Source organism: Corallococcus sp. AB011P (assembly GCF_003611605.1).
Taxonomy (GTDB): domain Bacteria; phylum Myxococcota; class Myxococcia; order Myxococcales; family Myxococcaceae; genus Corallococcus; species Corallococcus coralloides.
Genome location: NZ_RAVX01000006.1, coordinates 1 through 19,649, shown reverse-complemented (window position 1 = coordinate 19,649; position 19,649 = coordinate 1). Strand labels below are relative to the sequence as shown.

Here is a 19,649-nt window from a genome sequence, read left to right as displayed (position 1 = left end):
TAGAACGGGCGTCATGCTCCGAACAGTCATCACCGCCGCCGTCGGGCTGACCCTGGCCGCGGGCTGCGCTCCGGACAGCGAGGCCCCCGTCAAGGTCTCCGTCCTGTCCCGCTCCAGCAATGGCCAGTACGTCCCCACGCAGGTCGAACTCACCACCATCGAGGACGTCGTCGGCCTGAAGGGCACCGTCGGTGACCTCCAGGGCGGCGCGCGCATCGTCATCGACGTGGACGACCCCGCGCTCCAGAACGCCACGGCGGACACGGTCGCGGAAGTGCTGCTCAAGAATACCGGCTACGACGTGAAGGCCAGCTACATCACCCAGAAGGACGAGAAGACGGGCGAGGACGTCCTCTGGCCCGCGGACTTCCACTCCTGGAACATGGTGACCTCGTATTACAACCTCGAGCGCGCCAACGAGTACTTCCGCACCGTCGCCAACGTGAAGGTCGCGTCCTTCGAGCCCGCGCCGACGCTCTACTACTTCCCGGAGTTCATCCAGGCGCAGTCGAGCAAGGAGCCGGCGCGCGACAACGCCATCTTCTACCCGGTGCTCCAGTCCTTCATGGTGCTGCCGTTCGATCAGATCCAGCGCGCGCCCCTGCCCCTCAACGCGGCGGTGATGGCGCACGAATATTCGCACCTGGTGTTCAACCGCCTGGCGTACGCCGGCCAGTCCCTGCCCGTGGCGCTGTCCCACTGGTCCTCGGAGGCGCCCAGCCAGGGCGCCAACGTGCTCAAGGTCTTCGACGAGGGCCTGGCGGACTACCACGCCTACGGCGCCACCTGCCGCAGCGTCAGCGGGTGTGACCCCCGCTTCATGGCGACCTCCTTCGACGGCGGCCCCTTCGCCGGGGTGACGGACGCGCGCGACCTGTCGCGCGGGGACCGCTGCATGAGCGCGACCTTGTACCTCCGCGTGCGGGATCAGGACGTGGCCAGCTTCACCAGCGACGGCGCCGAGTACCAGGTGGGCACGCTGCTGGCGACCGCGCTCTACCAGGCGGGCCGCTCCACCGGCCAGGAGGCCCAGCTGCAGCGCGACATCGTCTCCGCGTACTACGACACGGACCCCGCGAAGCCGGGCATCTACCAGTACACCCAGCAGGTGCTCGGGGATCAGACCCTGTTCTCGCTGGCCGTCCCCGCCATGGCCATCATCTCGCACATCTCCGACCTGGAGCTGCGCAAGGCCGTCTGCAACGAGTTCATGGACCACCTGCAGATCCCGCGCGAGCTCCTCATCGGCCCCAGCCTCTGCCCGGCCAGCGCCGCGGGCGGCACCACCTGCCCCAACATCTTCCAGTGAGGCCCGCTCCCTTGAACACCTGGCTCAAGGCCTGCCTCGCCGGCAGCCTGCTCTTCACCCCTGTCGCGTTCGCCCAGAGCGCGGATGACGACGACCCCTACGCCTATCCGGAGCAGGAAGCCGAACGCGCCCAGGAGAAGGCCCAGAAGGACGACGACGACGCCTACGATCGCCGCCGCAGGCTGGTGGACGAAACGGACGAGTTCCGCGAGGCCTCCGAGCGCGAGAACGACGATGGCTTCGAGAGCATGGCCCGCCTGGACGACCCCAGCCTGGGCGTCGCGGTGGAACTGGTCGGGGGCCTGTTGATGGTGGACAGCGCCCGAGGCGACTTCTCCGACAACCGGCCAGCCCTGGGCGTACGCGCCACGTATGAGTTCGGCCGCGCGCTCAAGACAGAGAATGAGACGTGGAGGCAAGGCTTCATTGCCGACCTGCGCTGGATATACGGCAGCCTCAGTGACGGCACCGATTTCATCAAGGGGGACACGCGGCTTCACTACTTCACGCTCGCGCCTGCTTGGGTGTTCCGCTTCGGAGAGTCGGACTTCGGATTCTTCGTTCAGGCTGGCGGCGGACTCGCCTACCAGAACACCAGCATCACCGTGGGTGAGGACGAGACCAAGGTGAACGGCCTCAAGCCCGTCCTCCAGTACGGCTTGGGTATCCGTGGCCGCCCTGGCCGCAGTGCGCGATTCATGTTCCGCATTGAGGCCACGGGCCTGCGGCGCGGCTACGCCAACGACTTCTTCCTGGGTGGCAGCGCCGGCGTCGGCTTCTGAAGCCCCGCTCCGGTTCGTCCCTTCGGCCCCCGCGCCCTTCCCACCCGGGAAGCGGCGGCGGGGGCTGAACTTTTTCCCCTCCTCCGCGTCCCGGACACGTCCCCTTGCTTGGTCTTCCAAGGAGATGGACCACTGGCATGCCCCCTGCTTACATTCGCGCCAGTTCGGGGAGTCGGGGGCGTCGGGCTGGAGGTGGAAGATGAACGGCGAACAAGAACACGGGCAGGGCAGCAGCAGGCACTGGGATCCGGTGTGCGGCAGGCACCTGGAGGCCCCGGAGGGCCATCCCTCGTCGGAGTACAAGAAGCGCCGGTACTTCTTCTGCTCGGAGGGCTGCCGCACCGCCTTCGAGCGTCAGGCGGAGCGCTTCCGCCTCAACGAGCTGGCGCGGGCCGGCGCGCTGATGTCGCCGGGCCGGGTGCGCTGGGGGCTCGCGTAGCGCGGGCCCAAGCCTTGGGACAGCGTCAGGCGGCCTGACGCACGTCCTTGAGGCGCAGGGACAGCTTGCGCTGGCCGCGGAAGGTATCGAAGCCGGCCTGGAAGGCCAGGTCCACCGGCCCCTCCACCAGCGACACGCGGTCCGCCATGCCGAAGCCAATGGCATCCAGCTCCGGGGCATCCACGAGCGCCAGCTTCAGGTGCCCCGCGCCGGGCGCCCCGGACTTCGCGGGCAGCACGCGAGGCCGGGCCTGCTGGCCGCGCAGCACCAGCACCGGCTCCGGGTTGCCCTGACCGAAGGGCCCCAGCTTCTGCAGCGACTCCACCGCCGTCGCGTCCAGGTCGGCCGGGTTCACCACCGCGTCCACGCGGCAGCGCGGAATCATGTCCTCCGGAGTCAGGCGCTGGAGGGCAATCCTCGCGAAGGCCTCGCGGAAGGCGGGCAGCTGCTTCGCGTCGATGGTGAGGCCCGCGGCGTGCTTGTGCCCGCCGTAGCGCATGAGCAGGTCCGAGCACCCGGTGAGCGCGTCGTACAGGTGGAACGCCTCGATGCTGCGCGCCGAGCCCTTCCCCACCCCGTCCTTCACGCCCACCATCACCGTGGGCCGGTGGTAGCGCTCCACCACGCGCGACGCGACGATGCCGATGACGCCCGGGTGCCAGCCCTCGTCGTAGAGCACCAGCCCGCGCGAGTCCTTGTGCTCCTCCGCCTGCGCCAGCGCCTGCGTGAGGATGCCGCTCTCGATGCCCTGCCGCTCCGCGTTCGCGCGATCCAACACCTGCGCCAGCGAGCGCGCCGTCTCCACGGAGTCCGCGCAGAGCAGCTGCAGGCCCAGCGACGCGTCATGCAGGCGGCCCGCGGCGTTGATGCGGGGCCCCAGGCGGAAGCCCACCTGCCCCGCGGTGACGGTGGCGTCCGGCTCCAGGCCGGCCACCTCCTTCAGCGCGCGGATGCCGGGGCGGCGGCCCTGGGACAGCTCCTGGAGGCCATGCGCCACGAGGATGCGGTTGGCGCCCGTGAGCGGCACCACGTCCGCCACGGTGGCCAGCGCCACCAGGTCCATCAGCGCCTTGAGGTTGGGCTCCTTGCGCGTGGCGAAGAAGCCGTCGTCGCGCAGCCGCTTGCGCAGCCCCATGCAGAGGTTGAAGGCCACACCCGCGGCGCACAGCACCTTGGTGGGGTACTCGCAGCCGGGCTGGTGCGGGTTGAGCACCGCGGTGGCGGGCGGCAACGTGGGCGGCACCGTGTGGTGATCCACCACCACGACCTCCAGGCCCAGCTCCTTCGCGCGGGCAATCTCCGCCACGGAGGTGATGCCGCAGTCCAGCGTCACCAAGAGGCGCGTGCCGTCCTGCGCGATGCGCTCCACCGCGCCCAGGTTGAGGCCGTAGCCCTCGTCCAGCCGGTGCGGGATGTACGTGGCGGGAGTGGCGCCCAGCTCCTTGAGGAACAGGTACATGAGCGACGTGGAGGACACGCCGTCCACGTCGTAGTCCCCGTAGAGCGTCACCTTCTCCTTGAGCCGCACCGCGCGCAGCACGCGCTCCACCGCGGGGCCCATGCCCTTCATCCGGAACGGGTCCGGCAGGTCCGCCAGCCGGTCCGACAGGAAGGCCGACGCCGCCTCCGGCGTGCGGTAGCCACGGTGGAGCAACACCCTCGCCGCCAACGGGTGCAGCGACAGCTCACCCGCGAGCGAACCCACCTCCTGCTCGACGACATCTGGAAGCAACCACCGCATGGTGAAGGACAGTACCTCAGACGTCCGACCAAGGCAGTCCAACCCGCCCACTCACACCACCCTCCTGCACGCCTGTTCAGACACGCGCTCGGCTGCCTTCCTGCTCTCAACCTGCACGGCGGGTACGCGGTGCCCAGCTTGAGTGCACACCCGTGGACAGGGAGGTCCGCATGCTTCGCAGGTTTCTCCAGGGCGGGGCCCTGATGGCCGTCGTGTTGTGCGCGGGGCCCGCGCTCGCGCAGAAGAAGCAGGGAGACGTGAACGTCTTCCTGCGCGGCGGCATTGGCGACTACACGGGCGACCTGGGCGACCTGGCCAGCACCGGCCCGCTGTGGGGCCTGACGCTCAACCTCCAGCCCACCACCTTCCTCGGCTTTGAAGTCGGCTACGAGGGCTCGCAGAACAAGGTGAGTGACAGCCGCCTCTTCGACGCGCCCTCGCTGGTGCGCAACGGCGGCAGCGCGCTGGTGAAGGTGTCGCCGCCCTTCCTCACCGCGGTGCGCCCCTTCGCGGGCGTGGGCCTGGGCCTGTCCTACGTGGACGTGCGCGGCGCGGGCGCGGGGCTCTACAACAGCGACTTGATGGAGGAGGTGCCGCTCGCGGTGGGCCTGGAGTTCAACACCGGAGGCCTCACCGCCGGCGTGCGAGGCACCTACCGCCTGCTCATCGACCAGGACTTCGCGAACGTCACCTCGACGGACGACAACGGCGGAGGCCTGATGGACGCGTCGCTGACGCTGGGCGCGCGCTTCTAGAAAAGCGAAGGGCCCTCGCTTCCACATGGGAAGGAGGGCCCTCGTCACTTCAAGGCCAGCCAACAACTCAGGCCGTCTTCGGCTCCTGCTTGGCGCCGCCGCCGTGACCCTCGCGGGCGTGCGCGCGCTCGTCCAGCCAGATGACCAGCGGGCTGGCGATGTACACGGACGAGTACGTGCCCACGAGGATGCCCACCAGCATCGCCATGGCGAAGTCGAAGATTTCGCCCACGCCGAAGATGAGCAGACCGATGAGTGACAGCGCCGTCACGCCGGAGGTGAGGATGGTGCGGCCCAGCGTGTCGTTGACGGCGATGTTGATGATCTCCGGCAGCGGCTTGCCCTTGTACTTCACCATGTCCTCGCGGATGCGGTCGTAGATGACGATGGTGTCGTTCACCGAGTAGCCCACGATGGTGAGCAGCGCGGCGATGGACGTGAGGTTGAACTCGCGCTGGCTCACCAGGTAGTAGCCCGCCACCATGATGACGTCGTGGAGCATGGCGAGCAGCGCGCCCGGGCCGAACTTGAAGTCGAAGCGGAACGCCACGTAGATGAGGATGGCGACCATCGAGTACACCAGCGCCATGATGCCGCGGTTGCGCAGCTGCTTGCCCACCTGCGGCCCCACGTAGTCCACGCGGCGCTGCTCGAAGTCGGGCTTGTCGGAGCCCGCGCTCAGCGCGGCGAACACCTTGTCCGCCATGCCGCTCGCGACGACCTGGTAGTCGTAGCCGTTGCCGCCCTGGTTCGCGCCCAGGTCACGCACCTCCTGCACGCCGATGCCCGCCGCCTCGACGGCCTTCTTCACCGCGTCCGCGGACATGGGCTGCGCGGAGCGGAAGTTCACGATGCCGTTGGCCATGTCGGCGTAGACGCTGCGCGTCTCGCCCAGGCCCTGGATGGCCGTCTTCGCGTGCTCGGCGTTCTCCTCCGTGAGCTGCGTGACGCCGCCCATGCGCAGGAGGAAGGAGTTCTCCTCGGCCGCGCCCACGCCCTGGACGCTGACGTCGTGCAGACCGCCGGCCTGGGCCTTCTCACGGACCTGCTGGGCCGTGGTGGGTGTGTTGTACTTCAGCTCCACCACCGTGCCGCCGGCGAAGTCCACGCCGAAGTTGAACCCCACCGCGGCGATGCCGACGATGATGGCCAGGTTGATGAGGGTGGAGATGAAGAGCGCCGGCTTGCGCTTGCTGATGAAGTCGATGTTCGTCTTGTGCTTGAGAATCTGCATGGCGGATTTCCCGAAGGCGCTGGAGGCCCGTTAGACGGACACCGACTGCGCGTTGCGGCCGTGGACGAAGTAGGTCGTGATGACGCGCGTCACGACGATGGACGTGAACAGCGACGCCAGCAGGCCCACGATGAGCGTGGTGGCGAAGCCGCGGACCGGACCCGTTCCCGTGAAGAACAGGATGAAGCCCGCGATGAGCGTCGTCACGTGCGCGTCGAAGATGGTCCAGAAGGCGCGGTCGTAGCCCTGGTCCACCGCCGCGCGCGCGGACTTGCCGTGGGACAGCTCCTCACGGATGCGCTCGTTGATGAGCACGTTCGCGTCCACCGCGATGCCCAGCGTGAGCACGAAGCCCGCGATGCCCGGCAAGGTCAGCGTGGCGTTGAAGAACGCGAGCCCTGCCAGGATGAGCAGGCCGTTGAGCAGGAGCGCCACGTCCGCGATGAGGCCGGACTTGCGGTAGTAGACCGCCATGAAGACGACGACCAGCGCCAGGCCCACCAGCGCGGCCAGGCTGCCCTTCTTGATGAGCTCGTCACCCAGCGTCGCGCCCACCTGACGGATTTCGCCCACCGTCACCGGCGCGGGCAGCGCGCCGGCCTTGAGCACCAGCGCCAGCGTCTGCGCCTCGCCCAGCCACTCCTCGAAGCTGCGCCCGCTGGCGCGGCCCATGGTGATGCGCGCGCGGCCGCCGCCGATCTTCTCGTTGATGCGCGGCGCGGTGTGCACGTTGTCGTCCAGCACGATGGCCATCCGGCGGCCCACGGCGGCCTCGGTCAGCTTCTCGAACTCGCGCGAACCGGCCGGGTCGAACGCGATGTTCACCTCCGGCTCGTTCATCTGGCTGACGGACGCGTCCGCGCCCGCCAGGCTCTCACCCGTGAGCGGAACGTTCTTGTCCAGCAGGTAGCTGCGGTACGCGATGCAGTCGTTCTTCTTCACCGGGCTCGCCACGCACTCGGTGACGACGTCGCGGCCTTCCGGCGTCTTGTCCTTCGCGTACGCCAGCAGCGCCTCGCGGTTGGGCGAGGACAGCTGCGGGAAGCCCTCGTCCTCCACCAGGGTGATGTTGCTCTCCGCCGGGGGCGGGTGCTGCTGGTACATCTGCGCGAACACCTGCGGGTTGGTGTCGTCCACCATCCGGAACTCCAGCTGCGCGGTGGTGCCCACCAGCTCCTTGGCCTGCTCCGGGTTGCTGCGGCCGGGCAGCGAGATCTGGATGGAGTCCGTGCCCAGCTTGCGCACGTCCACTTCCGCCACGCCCCACTTGTCGATGCGGCGGCGGATGACGAGCATCGCCTGGTCCACGGCCTCGTCGCGGAAGCGGTTCACCTGGCCCTCGTCCGGCTTGAGCACCAGCGTGCCGCCGTTGCGGGACTCCACGGTGAAGTCGGTGAAGGTGGCCAGGACCTCCTTCTGGATGGCGTCCATGGTCGCCGGGTCCTTCGCGGTCAGCACCAGCTGCAGCCGCTCCGGGTCCGTGTCCGCCGTCACCTCACCCAGCTTCTTGTCGTTGACGTAGGTGGCGATCTGCGTCCCGCGGCGCTCGGTGCGCTTCTGCAGGGCCGTCTTGGTGTCCACCCGCATCACCATGTGGATGCCGCCCTGCAGGTCCAGCCCCAGGTTGAGGCGGTACTTGGCGGGGGGCGCCCACGCGGGCAGCCGCTGCTCCAGCACGGCGATGTTGTTGCGCTCGTTGCGGTCCAGGACCACCAGCGAGTAGTACGTCGGGACGAGGAACCAGATCGTCCCCAGCGTCACCGCGACGATCATTCCGAACTTCCACCACCAGCCGCGGTCCATTACTTCTCCTCCTTCTTCTCAGCGGGGGCAGCCGCCGGGGCGCCCGCCACCGGAACGGTTCCCTTCGCACTGACAGCCGTCTTGAGCACGCGCACGCGCACTCCGCTGGCGATCTCCAGCGTCACGGTGGAGTCGTCCACCTGGTGGATGCGTCCGAGGATGCCGCCGGACGTCACGACGTCATCCCCCTTCTTCAGCCCCGCGAGCAGATTGCGGTGCTCCTTGAGCTGCTTCTGCTGGGGACGGATCATCACGAAGTACATGATGGCCACCAGAACGGCGAGGAAGCCGAAGGTCCCCAGGGGAGAACCACCGGCCCCGGCCTGCGCGAGAATCAGGAAACTGTCAGCCACGTACTGCCTCGTCGTTTGGAAGGAAGGACTCGGAAACGCGGCCCCGACCCGGCGTACGGGTGGGGTCAAAACATCCGAAAGGGTGGCCTCTTAGCAAGGGCGCCCCATGTGAGCAAGTGAACGCCGGAAGCACGGCAAACCCGTTGCCCGCTCACCGACCGCTTTTGCGTTCGGCCTCCTGCGCCACGGCCTTGGCCCGGAAGTCCCGGGCGAACGCGGCGAAGCGGTCCTCCGCGATGGCCCGGCGCACCTGGGCCATCAGGTCCAGGAAGTAGTGGAGGTTGTGCAGCGTGTTGAGCCGCATCGCCAGGATTTCTCCCGCCGCGAACAGGTGCCGCAGGTAGGACCGGCTGAACGTGCGGCAGGTGTAGCAGGAGCACGCCGGGTCCACCGGACGGGGGTCCTTGGCGTAGGCCGCGTTGCGGATGACCAGCTTGCCCTCCGAGGTGAAGAGCAGGCCGTTGCGAGCGCACCGTGTGGGCAGCACGCAGTCGAACATGTCCACGCCGTGCTCCACGCACGTCACCAGGTCCAGCGGCGTGCCCACGCCCATCAGGTAGCGCGGCTTGTCCCGGGGCAAGAGCGGCGCCGAGTAGGCCACGCCCGCGTGCATGGCTTCCGGCGCCTCGCCCACGGAGTAGCCGCCCAGCGCGTAGCCGGGCAGGTCCACCGCGCACACCTCCTCCGCGTGGCGCTTGCGCAGGTCGTCATGGAGGCCGCCCTGTACGATGCCGAACAGCGACGAGCGCTCGCGGCCCCACGCCTTCACGCATCGGTGCAGCCAGCGCGTGGTGCGAGCCAGGGACTTCTCCAGGTAGGCGCGGTCCTCGGTGGACGGAGGGCACTCGTCGAACGCCATGATGACGTCCGCGCCCAGCGTCTCCTGGATTTCGATGGAGCGCTCCGGCGTCAGGAAGTGCCGGGAGCCGTCCAGGTGCGACTGGAAGGCGGCGCCCTCCTCGGTGATCTTCCGCTTCTCCGACAGGCTGAACACCTGGAAGCCGCCGCTGTCGGTGAGCATGGGCCGGTCCCAGGAGATGAAGCGGTGCAGGCCGCCCATCTCCCCGACGAGCGCGTCCGTGGGGCGCAGCATCAGGTGGTAGGTGTTGCCCAGGATGATCTGCGCATCCAGGGTCTTCAGGTCGTCCGGACCCACGCCCTTGACGCTGCCCACGGTGCCCACGGGCATGAAGATGGGCGTCTCGATGGGGCCATGCGGCGTGTTCAGCCGGCCGCGGCGCGCCTTGGTGCCGCTGGCGTCCTCGTGCAACAGCTCGAAGCGCACCAGCCCCGGGGGCACGCGGGTATCGCCCTTCTCCTTGCGCTGCTCGTCGACCACGGCACTCACTCCTTCACCAACATGGCATCGCCGTAACTGAAGAACCGGTAGCCCGCGCGCACGGCCTCCTGGTACGCGGCGAGCGTGCGCTCGCGGCCCAGGAGCGCGCTCACCAGCATCACCAGCGTGGAGCGCGGCAGGTGGAAGTTCGTGAGGAGCACGTCCACCTGGCGGAAGACATAGCCGGGCCGGATGAACATCGCCGTCTCGCCCGGGCCACTGCGCAGCCGGCCCGTGTCGGGGTCGGTGGCGGACTCCAGCGTGCGCACCACGGTGGTGCCCACGGCGACCACGCGGCGCCCCTCCGCCTTCGCGGCGTTCACGGCGGCGGCGGTGGCCTCCGGCACGGTGAAGCGCTCCGGGTGCATGTGGTGCTTGTCCAGCACCTCCTCACGCACAGGGAGGAAGGTGCCGGGCCCCACGTCGAGCGTCACCTCCGCGCGCTGCACGCCCTTCGCCGCGAGCTTCGCGAAGACGTCCTCGGTGAAGTGCAGGCCGGCGGTGGGCGCGGCCACGGCGCCGGACGCGCGGGCGTACACGGTCTGGTAGCGCTCGGCGTCCGCGGCCTCGGGCTCGCGGGTGATGTACGGAGGCAGGGGCAGCCGGCCCGCCGCGTCCAGGAGGCTGGCGAGCGAGGCGCCCGGCGCCGCGTGGAAGCGCACCCGGTACTCCCCTCCCCCCAGGGCCTCCAGGACTTCGGCGGACAGGCCCCCGGCGAAGGTGACGGACTGGCCGGGCTTGAGCCCCTTGGACGCCTGGCCCAGGCAGACCCACTCGAGCGATTCAGGCGCGCCCCCGAGCGCGGCGGAGGTGAGCGTGGCCGTGGCGGCGGGGCGGACGACCAGCAGCTCCACGCGGCCGCCTGTGCCGCTCTTCTGGCCCAACAGGCGCGCGGGGATGACGCGCGCGTCGTTGAGGACGAGCAGGTCGCCTTCACGCAGCAGGTCCGCGAGGCCGGTGAAGTGCTGGTGGCTCCAGGCGCCGGTGGCGCGGCTGACGACCATCAGGCGCGACGCGTCCCTGTTGGGCAGCGGGGCCTGGGCGATCTGCGCCTCGGGGAGCTCGAAATCGTAGTCGGAGAGGAGGGACGACACGGGGTTGGCGCTTGTAGCAGCCCCCGCGCCCTCACGGAACCGGCGAGGGCGTCAGTAGAGCTGCTGGAACTCGGCGCCCGGGTAGTAGTGGGAAAGGATTTCCCGGTACGGCTTGCCCTGGTCGGCGAGGGCCTTGGCGCCCCACTGGCACAGCCCCGCCCCGTGGCCGAAGCCACGTCCGGTGAACACGTAGTTCTTGCCGGAGGCTTCCACGTCGAAGTCCAGGCTCTTGAGGCGCGTGTAGCCCAGCTTGCGGCGGAACTGCACGCCGTCCACCACGGTGCCCTCCGCCAGCGTCACGCGGGTCACCCGGTGCGTGGGCGTGCGGCCGGTGACGCGCATGCCGCCCGGAGGGGCCTTCAGCGCGCCGCGCAGCTCCGCCTCGGAGAGGGTCGCGGTCCAGCGGCTGGCGGGCAGCTTGCCGCAGGGGCAGTCAACGGGCTGCAGGTACGGCAGGTTCCGCTGGAGTGCGTCCTGACCGGACTCGGTGCGCCCGCCGCAGGAGGCATGGAAGTACGCCTCGATGGGGGCCAGGTCGTATGTGAGCACCTCGCCCCGGGTGGCCTCCACGGCGGCGCGCGTCTTGGCGTCCTCGCGGTTGACGCCGCCGTACACCTGGTGGAGCACGCTGCTGCCCATGTGGAAGGCGGCGCCATACGCGTCCAGCTTCTTCTGCAGCGCGTACGTCCGCGCGGCCACGGCCTGGGCCTTGAGGGCCTCCAGGGGGAAGGACACGGGCATCTCGCTGCCGAGCACCGCCGCGAGGTAGTCCTCCAGGGGGATGACGTTGATGAGCTGGAGGCTGTTCTTGAAGAGGCGCACGACGACGTCGCCGCGAACCTGCGCGCTGCCCGCCTTCAGGGGTTCGTTGCCGGGGCCGCCCGCGTCGGTGGCCTCCAGTCCGCCACGGAAGCGGATGGCGTCCCCGATGAACGGAGCCCCGTTGACCTCCAGCTTGCCGTTGCGGCGGCGCACGGTGGCCTGTCCCGCCGTGATGGCGACAAAGGTGCCGTCCTCGGCATCGGGGCCGAAGCCCAGGCCCCGGCCGCTCACGCGGACCTCGTCGCCGGGGTCGTCCATGGCAATGCGCATCGTCTCCACGGCGAACGCCCGCGACGACGCGAGCAGGAGCAGCAGTAGTGCCACACGTTGCAACATGGTCCAACAGTCTAGGGGCGGAGCGATCCGCCTCAAGAAATCGGCCGGAAGCCAGGACCTGTCCCTGGTAGGAGCCCGCGAAAACCCCAGGCGGATGCCGCAGAATGGAGTCCAGTGACTGCCTCCGTCCCCGACGTCGCCCGCCTGTCCCCCAAGGCCCTCTCCGAGGCCCTCCGCGCGCTGGAGCCCCGCACGGCCGCCGTGCTGGTCCGCCGGCTCGTGGAGCGCCGCCCCCAGGGAGAGTGCGCGACCTGGTACGGGATTTCGAGCGACGCCTTCTCGGTGCTGCTGCTCCGTTCGGCGGTGGCCCTGGCCCATCAACTGGGCCAGCCCGCGAGGTCCCCGGAGAGCCCGGAGGAAGCCACCGCCTGGGAGCGGATGCTGGCCATGGCAGTGGAGAAGGACACCGCGCCCGTGCCGGTGCCGCTCGCGCCCGTGGCCTGGCTGTGCCGGCGGATGCATGCACTGGGGCCCGAAGTGGAAGCCGCGCTGGACAAGGCCGCCCAGGCCGACGCGGACTCACCCAGACGGGCGCGGGAGGAATGGCTGCGGAGACTGGCCGTGGCCGCGCTCCTGGCCCTGACGGCCTGGCTCTACTGGAGCCGTCCCCCGGAACCGGAGCCCCGCCCCGAGCGCCGCATGCGCTCCCCCGAACGCCGCTGACTGGACGCGGCCACGAGCGGGCGCGTATGGGTGGGACCATGCGAGCGACCCGGTCATGGCTGGCCCTCCTCATCGCGGCAATCGCGCTGGCAGGCTGCGCGAAGCACGTGGACACGCGGGTGGCCGGGGACGACGACGCGGCCATCGACGGCATCGAGGCCCGCCTCGACGAGCTCCGCGCCCGCGAGCAGGGTGACGACCTGACCTGCGCCGAGCAGTGCGACGTCTCCACGCGGACGTGCGCCACGGCGGAACAGCTCTGCGGCCTCGTGGAGCAGCAGGCGGACCGGGACGACCTCCCGCCGCGATGCGCCAGGGCCCGCGAGCAGTGCGCGGGCGCGAACGACGGCTGCACGCGGTGTCAGTCGCCCTGAAGAAGCGGCCATGCGCTGGCTCTGACTCCGTGCCTATGATGGGTCGGATTGAGGAGCCTCCCCATGACCACCCGTCTCTCGTTGATGCTCGCTGCCTCGTCGCTCCTGCTGGCGACCCCTGCCCTCGCGGAGGAGGAAGGCCTGACGCCGGAGAAGGTGGCGGCCATCCAGCGCGATGAGGCCGCGGCTCAAGCGAAGGTGAACGAGGAGTTCGGCAACCGGAAGCCGTCGGAGATGAGCAACGCCGAGCGAGGCCAGTCCATCCGCGCCCAGCAGAAGGAAGGCGCCAAGGTCATGGAGAAGCACGGCGTCTCCGCGAAGGAGTTCGCCACCTTCACGGCCCGGATGACGCCCGAGGACAACCAGCGCGTCGCCAACGAGGCCAAGCGGCTCGACGACAAGGCCAAGGCAGAGAAGGAAGCCGAGGCGAAGAAGCGCAAGGGCGACGGCGAGGTCCACATCCAGCAGGGCTTCAGCGACTCGGACCCCGTGGAGCTGGAGTCCGCGGACGGCGCGGAGCCCTCCGTCGACGTCGACGGCAGCCTGGACAGCTCAGCGGGTGCGCCAACCGTGGAGATTGGCGACACCGCCGGCACGACGAAGGGCATGAGCCGGAAGTCCTCCAAGCGCCGCAAGTAGCCCCACGGCGCCCGGCATCCTCCGGGGCCGTCAGCGACCTCGGAAGCCCCACTCCCGCGACCGCGCCTGCCACACGTCGTCGTACGGGCAGGAGCAGTCGGTCTCCTCCGGCTCCGGGTACGCGTACGTCTGCCCCTTGTAGTTGCGGAACAGGGTCTCCCGCTCGCCGCGATCGATGACGTAGTCGGGCTGGAGGGTGACCTTCCCTCCCCCACCCGGCAGGTCCACCGCGAGGTGCGGCACCGCGAGCCCGCTGGTGTGTCCGCGAAGCTGCTGGAGGATCTCCAGCCCCTTGGCGATGGGCGTGCGCAGGTGCTCGCAGCCCTCCGCGACGTCCATCTGGTGCAGGTAGTACGGGCGCACGCGGCTGCGCAGAAGCACGTGCGACAGCTCCTTGATGATGCGCGCATCCGAGTTGAGCTGCCGCATCAGCACCGCCTGGTTCTCCACCGGCACGCCATGGTCCACCAGCCGCTCGCACGCCTCACGCGCTTCCGGCGTCACTTCCTTGGGGTGGTTGAAGTGGGTGATGACGTAGACGGGCGCGTAGCGGCGCAGCAGGCGCGCCAGCGAGTCCGTGACGCGCATGGGCAGCACCACCGGCACCCGCGTCCCGATGCGGATCATCTCCACGTGCGGAATCTCGCTCAGCGGCGCGAGCAGCGACTCCAGCCGCTCCTCGCTCAGCAGGAACGGGTCTCCGCCGGAGATGAGCACGTCGCGCACCTCGGGGTGGTTGCGCACGTAGTCGATGCCCCGGCGCATCTGGTCCTTGGTGAGCTCCGCCTCACCGCCCTTGGTGATGCGCCGCCGCGTGCAGTGGCGGCAGTAGACCGAGCACGTATCCAGGGCCAGGAACAGCACCCGGTCCGGATACTTGTGGACGATGCACTCCTCGGGGCGCGTCTTGTCCTCGCCGAGCGGATCCTCCAGCTCGCCGGGCCGCACCCGGGCCTCCGCGCGCACCGGAATGGACTGCATGCGCACCGGACACAACGCGTGCTCCGGGTCGATGAGAGACAGGTAGTAGGGGCTGATGCCCATCCGGAACAGCGAGGACGTCTCCTGCACCCCAGCGCGCTCCTCCGGGGTCAGGCGCACGTAGCGCTCCAGCTGCTCCAGGTTCCGCACCGAGTGACGCTGCTGCCAGCGCCAGTCCGTCCACTCCGCGTCGGTCGCGGAGGGAAACAACCGGGCCCGCCCCTCGGCACTGAGCGAGGGACGGGGGGACGACAGGGGCGCCGTGGCGCCCGCGGAGGAATCCATCACGCCGCCTTGGGCTGATCCTGCCACCACGCCTGGCCGGACTCCGGCAGCGTGTCGATGGGATCGTAGTACTCGTACTTCCGATCAAGGGCGTCGGCGTCGTTCGCTTCCACGCTCGTGCGGTAGTTCTTGGTCCAGTAGGAGATGCCGCGCTCGCGGTCGTACTCCGCCACCTGGTGGATCCACCGCTTCCCCACGAACGGCACGTCGCAGACAATGCGCGGCGTGGCGAAGCCCGGCATGTAGCCCATGATATCGTGCTGGAGCTTCTGTGCCTGCGCCACCGACAGCCGCCAGTGCTCGCTGTTGGGGATCATGTCGCACATGTAGAAGTAGTACGGCAGGATCTTCGCGTGGTCGAGCAGCGTGAAGCACAGGTCCAGCAGCGCCTTCGGGCTGTCGTTCACGCCGCGCAAGAGCACGCCCTGGTTGCGCACGTCGCGGAAGCCCATGTCGAGCAGCTTGCGCACCGCCTTGCCCACCAGCGGCGTGAGCTGCTGCGCGTGGTTCACGTGCGTGTGCAGCGCCAGGTCCACGCCGCGCTCCACGGCCTTCTTCGCCAGGCGGTCCAGACCGGCCAGGACGCTGTCCTGGAGGAAGTGCTGCGGCAGCGCCATGAGGCCCTTGGACGCCAGCCGGATGTCGCGGATGTTCGGGATGTCCATCAGCGCGCTGACGAACGGCTCCAGCGCCTGGATGGGCAGGTTCGCGATGTCGCCGCCGGACACCACCACGTCGCGCACGGTGGGCGTGCGGCGCAGGTAGTCCAGCATCTGCTCGTAGCGCTCCTTCTGCCCCGTCGCGAACTTGTGCTTGGACACCTGCGGGACGTCGTTGCCCACCAGGTCCATGCGCGTGCAGTGGCCGCAGTACTGCGGGCACGTGGGCAGCATCTCCGCCAGCACCTTCGTCGGATAGCGGTGCGTCAAACCCTCGACGACCCACATGTCCGCCTCGTGGAGGCTGTCACGGCTGGCGCGCGGGTGGTTCGGCCAGTCCGTGCGGCGGTCGGCGAGCGCCGGCAACATGTACTTGCGGACCGGGTCGTTCCACAGGTCCTCCAGGTTCATGGTGTTGAGCATCTGGGGCGGGACGAGGATGGACATCGTCGCCCGCTCCTTCTGGTCCAACTCCATGCTCGCGGCCAGGTCGTCCGGCAGCAGCGCCCCGAGCGTCGCCCGCAGCTCGCGCAGGTTCTTCACGGTGTGCTTGCGCTGCCACACCGAGCTCTCCCACTCCGCCGCGGTGACGTCCTTGTAGCCCGGGATGCGCCGCCAGTCGGGCTCCACGAACTCCTGGCGAAGGGGATAGGTGAAAGGCTGCTGCGCGGGGCCAGCGTCGGGCTTGCCTCGAGTGGACGTCATGCTCATGAACACATCACCTCAACGTAAGGAGCGTCGTGGGCGAGGCGTCATAGCCTGCCCCCTGACATCCCGGCTCAACAATCGCCAGGGGCACAAGATGCCCCATGGCGCAGTGCGTCCGTTCAATTCACCGGGACGTTGATGAGCTTGGCCACGTTCTCCGTATCGATGACCACGACCTGGGGCTTGGTCGACTTGCCATTGAGCTTGAAGACGACCTTCCGCTTGCCCACCGGCAGCTGCAGCGGATTGCCCAGCGGTACGGGGCTCACGCGACCCGTGTTCTTCCCATCCACCCAGATTTGAGCGCCCGCCGGCGACGTACTGCAGGCGAACTTGCCCATCGCGGCAGCAGCGGGCTTCGGCTTGGGCTCCGGAGGAGGCTTCGGGGTCGGTGCCACGGCCACGGGCGGGGGCTTGGGCTTCGGCTCTGGAGGCGTGGGCTTCGGCTTCGGCTCGGGCGGCGGTGCTTCCTCCACCATGTCCACGGCGACACGAACCTCGGTGTTCCCGCTAGACGTGAAGTCGCCAGAGAACGGCTTGAAGCCCGAGCGCTTCGCCGTGAACGTGTACTTCTTGCCCATCTCCAGGTCGCCGAGCTTCGCGCCGGGCAGCTTGCCCAGGGACTTGCCGTCGACGGAGATCTCCGCGCCCTCCTGTCCTTCGAACAGGGCGGTGAACGTCGTCGGAGCGGGAGGCTCGACGGGCTTCTCCGGGGGCGTCTCCGGCGTCGTGGGCGGAGGCGTGTTGTCCACCACCACCGGCGGCGCCGTGGGCGGAGGCTCCGGGGGCTTGGGTTCCTGAGGCTTCGGAGTCGGCGCATCCGACCTCAGGCTGAGGAGGATGGGGGCCGCCGCCTGACCCGCGGTGACCTCGATCTGCTGCGTCACGGGCTGATAGCCCGGCGCCGAGGCGGTCACGCTGTGGATGCCCGCGGACAGCTCGATGACCTGGTTGGCGTTCACGGGCTCACCGTCCACGAGGACGGTGGCGCCCACCGGCGCGACGAAGTTCACGGAGCCCGTGGACGAACCACGGACCACGAAGATCACCGCGACCAGGAGGAGCAGGGCCGCGCCCGCGGCCATGCCGATGATGGCGGGCTTGGGCAGAGGCTTCTTCGGTCCAGCGGGCGCCTTGGCCTTCTCGACCTTGGCGGCCGGGGCCGGCTTCGCCATCTTGGAAGCCTTCTGGGGGATGGTCGCCGGACCGTCGGCCTCGTCGTCGTAGGGCGGCTCTTCGCCGTCCTGCCCTTCGTCGCCGTAGTCGTCCTGACCGTCGCCCTCGTACTCGTCGCCCTGGTCGTCGTAGGCGCCTTCCGGGTCCTCCTCGGCCGCCTGGGCGCGCAGGCCATTGTGGCGGGAGCCCACCGGGAGGGTGATGTTGCCCGTGGTCTCCTCTTCCTCGGGATCCAGCACCGGGGCCGCCGAGCCACCGCGGGAGCGCGAAGGCGGCGCCGTCGGAGCCGGACCAATCATGGTCGCGCCCGCGTAGGCCTCTCCGCCCTCGTCCCCGATGATGACCTGGGACTTGGGGCCGCTCTTGCCCTTGCCGCCTCTTCCTTCGTCCTGAGCGTAGGGAGAGGCGCTCGTGTGGTGCCCGGCCCGGTCGATGGGATTCTCCGAGCGGCCGGTGATGCTGTCGTCCACAACGACGCTGCTGTCCGCGATCCGCGTCTCCGGGGCGCGGAACGTGTGCGTGGAGTCGACGATCTGCGTCTTGTCCGCGGCGCCGTCCATCTCCGCCAGCTCTTCAGCGCTGGGCGGCGGGATGTAGCCAGGCGCGGGCTGTGCGGGCGCAGTGGAGGCGCGGCCCACGGGAGAACCGGTGGCCGACGGCGCCGGCGACCTCTTTTGCGCGGTCGCACGGGGGGGCGCTGCCACCGGAGGAGGTAGCGTCACACCCGAGTGCTCGATCTGATCCGGGCGCTCGACGGAGGCGTAGCGCTCCATCTTCTCCGCCTCGCGGAGCATGTCCTCGGCGAAGGCCTCCTTCATGAAACCGGACAGGTGCTTCGACGAGTAGATGGCGTCCCCCGCGAGGAGGAAGCGCATCAGGTCCTCCTGGAGGTCCGAAGCCCACTGGTAGCGGTCCTCGGGCTCGCGCGCGAGCGCCTTGAGGACGACCTTCTCCAGACCCGCGGAGATGTTCGGGTTGAACTCGCGCGGCAACGGGATGTCCGCGTTGCGCACCTTCTCCAGCGTGGAGAAGTCGGACTCGCCCACGAAGAGCTTCTCGCCCGTGAGCATTTCGTAGAGCAGCACGCCGACCGCGAAGATGTCGCTGCGCCGGTCGATGGGCATGCCCCGGACCTGCTCCGGGCTCATGTAGCCGAACTTCCCCTTGAGGATGCCGGCCTGCGTCTTCTGCGAACGGTTGGCGGCCTTGGCGATGCCAAAGTCGATGATCTTCACCTCGCCTTCGTACGAGACGAGGATGTTCTGCGGAGACACGTCGCGGTGGATGATGTGCAGGTCCTGGCCGCGCGCGTCCTTCTTGCGGTGCGCGTAGTCCAGGCCCTCACACATCTTGGAGACGATGAACACCGCCTGTGCGGTGGGCATGATCTCCTTGCGGCGACGATAGCGTTCCAGGAGCGTGCGGACGTCACGGCCCGCCACGTACTCCATGGCGATGAAGTACGTGTCCTCGTGCTTCCCGAGCTCGTGGATGTGCACGATGTTGGCGTGGTTCAGCTGAACGCTGATCCGCGCCTCGTCGATGAACATCGTGATGAACTCGTCATCCTCCGCCATCGTCGGAAGGATCTTCTTGATGGCCAGGATGCGCTCGAAGCCTTCGACGCCAAAAGCCTTCGCGATGAAGACCTCGGCCATACCGCCGACGTTGACGCGCTCGAGGAGCAGGTACTTCCCAAAGAAGGTCGGCTTCTTCATCTCGCGGGGCTGCCCGGCGCCGGCGAGTACGGACCGCGGCAGGCGGTGCGCAAACCGGGGGGAGCAGTGACTCTAGATCCAGTGGGAACGGCGGTCAAACATCCACGACGACGCGATTCCCCAACGAATCCGAGAGCTTGGCGTCTTCTCACCCCAAAACTGACCCACCCGCCTTCCCGCGTCGCCCCGGCATCGCCTACCGCGAGCGCAGGACTCCGCGCACGCCGGGCGAAATCGCTCCAGGAGCGGAGGCAGCAGGAGCCCCGGCGAGCACGTATCAGCGCTCAAGCCAGGTGCGGCGGCCCGTGACACAAGCCCGCAAAGACAAAGCCCCTGGCGCCTTTCGGCGTCAGGGGCTTTCAAAAAGAATCCGGCAGCGACCTACTCTCCCACGCGGTTTCCCGCGGAGTACCATCGGCTCTGGAGGGCTTAACTTCCG

Annotated in this window: 17 protein-coding genes and 1 rRNA gene; 7 read left to right on the top strand and 11 right to left on the bottom strand. The window is 69.1% G+C overall.

The window, feature by feature from the left end:
• Positions 1-13: 13 nt before the first annotated feature.
• The 3 genes from D7X30_RS18210 to D7X30_RS18200 all read left to right on the top strand — a co-directional run bounded on the left by D7X30_RS18210 (position 14) and on the right by D7X30_RS18200 (position 2,530).
• Positions 14-1,309 (top strand): hypothetical protein, encoded by a 1,296-nt coding sequence (locus D7X30_RS18210; RefSeq protein ID WP_120564219.1) that lies wholly within the window; start codon positions 14-16, stop codon positions 1,307-1,309.
• Positions 1,310-1,320: 11 nt separating this feature from the next.
• Positions 1,321-2,091, top strand: coding sequence for a hypothetical protein (locus D7X30_RS18205; RefSeq protein ID WP_120564218.1), 771 nt, complete (start codon positions 1,321-1,323; stop codon positions 2,089-2,091).
• Between the two features lie 199 nt (positions 2,092-2,290).
• The gene (locus D7X30_RS18200) at positions 2,291-2,530 is read left to right on the top strand and encodes a YHS domain-containing protein (protein WP_120564217.1); all 240 of its coding nucleotides are present in this window, start codon (positions 2,291-2,293) and stop codon (positions 2,528-2,530) included.
• A gap of 25 nt (positions 2,531-2,555) precedes the next feature.
• On the opposite strand, the gene recJ is transcribed toward D7X30_RS18200, so the two are convergent.
• Positions 2,556-4,271 (bottom strand): single-stranded-DNA-specific exonuclease RecJ, encoded by a 1,716-nt coding sequence (gene recJ / locus D7X30_RS18195; RefSeq protein WP_120564216.1) that lies wholly within the window; start codon positions 4,269-4,271, stop codon positions 2,556-2,558.
• A gap of 170 nt (positions 4,272-4,441) precedes the next feature.
• Here recJ and D7X30_RS18190 point away from each other — a divergent pair, with 170 nt between their 5' ends.
• Positions 4,442-5,026 (top strand): outer membrane beta-barrel protein, encoded by a 585-nt coding sequence (locus D7X30_RS18190; protein WP_120564215.1) that lies wholly within the window; start codon positions 4,442-4,444, stop codon positions 5,024-5,026.
• Between the two features lie 67 nt (positions 5,027-5,093).
• On the opposite strand, the gene secF is transcribed toward D7X30_RS18190, so the two are convergent.
• From secF to D7X30_RS18160, 6 genes are all read right to left on the bottom strand, one after another.
• Complete coding sequence (secF, locus tag D7X30_RS18185) at positions 5,094-6,260, bottom strand: protein translocase subunit SecF (protein ID WP_120564214.1); 1,167 nt, start codon at positions 6,258-6,260, stop codon at positions 5,094-5,096.
• Positions 6,261-6,290: 30 nt separating this feature from the next.
• Complete coding sequence (gene secD / locus D7X30_RS18180) at positions 6,291-8,063, bottom strand: protein translocase subunit SecD (RefSeq protein WP_120564213.1); 1,773 nt, start codon at positions 8,061-8,063, stop codon at positions 6,291-6,293.
• Positions 8,063-8,416 carry a preprotein translocase subunit YajC gene (yajC, locus tag D7X30_RS18175; protein WP_014395525.1) on the bottom strand — a complete coding sequence of 118 codons (354 nt, stop codon included), beginning with the start codon at positions 8,414-8,416 and terminating at the stop codon, positions 8,063-8,065. The genes secD and yajC overlap by 1 nt, the downstream gene beginning before the upstream one ends.
• A gap of 151 nt (positions 8,417-8,567) precedes the next feature.
• The gene (tgt, locus tag D7X30_RS18170) at positions 8,568-9,704 is read right to left on the bottom strand and encodes a tRNA guanosine(34) transglycosylase Tgt (protein WP_370039252.1); all 1,137 of its coding nucleotides are present in this window, start codon (positions 9,702-9,704) and stop codon (positions 8,568-8,570) included.
• Positions 9,705-9,760: 56 nt separating this feature from the next.
• Positions 9,761-10,849 (bottom strand): tRNA preQ1(34) S-adenosylmethionine ribosyltransferase-isomerase QueA, encoded by a 1,089-nt coding sequence (queA, locus tag D7X30_RS18165; protein ID WP_120564211.1) that lies wholly within the window; start codon positions 10,847-10,849, stop codon positions 9,761-9,763.
• Positions 10,850-10,900: 51 nt separating this feature from the next.
• Entirely contained in the window at positions 10,901-12,007 is a 1,107-nt protein-coding gene (locus tag D7X30_RS18160; protein WP_120564210.1) for a SpoIID/LytB domain-containing protein, read from the bottom strand.
• 114 nt (positions 12,008-12,121) lie between these two features.
• Here D7X30_RS18160 and D7X30_RS18155 point away from each other — a divergent pair, with 114 nt between their 5' ends.
• From D7X30_RS18155 to D7X30_RS18145, 3 genes are all read left to right on the top strand, one after another.
• Positions 12,122-12,670 (top strand): hypothetical protein, encoded by a 549-nt coding sequence (locus D7X30_RS18155; protein ID WP_120564209.1) that lies wholly within the window; start codon positions 12,122-12,124, stop codon positions 12,668-12,670.
• Between the two features lie 38 nt (positions 12,671-12,708).
• Positions 12,709-13,044 carry a hypothetical protein gene (locus D7X30_RS18150; protein ID WP_233591636.1) on the top strand — a complete coding sequence of 112 codons (336 nt, stop codon included), beginning with the start codon at positions 12,709-12,711 and terminating at the stop codon, positions 13,042-13,044.
• Positions 13,045-13,107: 63 nt separating this feature from the next.
• Entirely contained in the window at positions 13,108-13,683 is a 576-nt protein-coding gene (locus tag D7X30_RS18145) for a hypothetical protein (protein WP_120564207.1), read from the top strand.
• Between the two features lie 30 nt (positions 13,684-13,713).
• Here the strand turns inward: D7X30_RS18145 and D7X30_RS18140 are convergent, their stop codons facing one another.
• The 4 genes from D7X30_RS18140 to rrf all read right to left on the bottom strand — a co-directional run.
• Positions 13,714-14,949, bottom strand: coding sequence for a KamA family radical SAM protein (locus D7X30_RS18140; RefSeq protein WP_120564206.1), 1,236 nt, complete (start codon positions 14,947-14,949; stop codon positions 13,714-13,716).
• A complete protein-coding gene (locus D7X30_RS18135; RefSeq protein ID WP_120564486.1) occupies positions 14,949-16,319 on the bottom strand; it encodes a KamA family radical SAM protein in 1,371 nt (456 codons plus the stop codon). The genes D7X30_RS18140 and D7X30_RS18135 overlap by 1 nt, the downstream gene beginning before the upstream one ends.
• A gap of 116 nt (positions 16,320-16,435) precedes the next feature.
• Positions 16,436-19,210: a serine/threonine-protein kinase gene (locus D7X30_RS18130; protein WP_120564205.1), complete on the bottom strand. Its 2,775-nt coding sequence runs from the start codon at positions 19,208-19,210 to the stop codon at positions 16,436-16,438.
• Positions 19,211-19,578: 368 nt separating this feature from the next.
• Positions 19,579-19,649 (bottom strand): 5S ribosomal RNA (gene rrf, locus D7X30_RS18125); the annotation flags it as partial.